Genomic DNA, 552 nt, shown 5'->3' with positions numbered 1-552 from the left:
ACTTTAATGTCAGGAAGCTTAAGCTCTGTTAGTGTTTTGGCTATTCTCTCTCCTCTTGGAAGACTGGTTGAAAGAGCCAGGAATATTTCCAATAACCCATTAAGTCAATCCCTCTACACTGGGCGCACCGATGAGTTTGGCCAAATAGAGTTTGCTTTACGAATGATGCAAGCTGAAACAGGCGCCATAGTAGGTCGCATAGGTGATGCATCAAATCGGCTTAGCGAACACACCCGAGGCCTACTAAAGGATATTGAGTCAAGCAATGTACTTACAGTTGAGCAGCAGGCAGAGACAGATCAAATAGCAACGGCAGTAAACCAAATGGTGGCAAGCATTCAAGAGGTTGCGAGCAATGCACAGCATGCTGCAGATGCGGCCGGAAGAGCAGACACTGAGACGGCATCTGGCCAGCGTCTGGTAGCCCACACAAGCCAGTCAATCACTGCCCTTGAAGGTGAAATTAGGCAAGCCGCTCAGGTTATTCATGAGCTTGAAGGTCAAAGTAACGAGATATCAAAAGTTCTTGACGTTATACGAGGGATCGCCGAG

At 47.6% G+C, this 552-nt stretch carries 1 protein-coding gene; it reads left to right on the top strand.

Annotation, left to right across the window (positions count from 1 at the left end; genetic code table 11):
- Positions 1 to 552, top strand: a 552-nt coding sequence (locus PG887_RS22620; protein ID WP_270822981.1) for a methyl-accepting chemotaxis protein, incomplete at both ends; no start/stop codon positions are given.

The sequence above is a fragment of the Aeromonas sp. QDB14 genome (assembly GCF_027707845.1).
Lineage (GTDB): Bacteria > Pseudomonadota > Gammaproteobacteria > Enterobacterales > Aeromonadaceae > Aeromonas > Aeromonas caviae.
The sequence above is the reverse complement of the archived record's forward strand: the minus strand, read 5'-3'. Positions and strand labels throughout refer to the sequence as shown.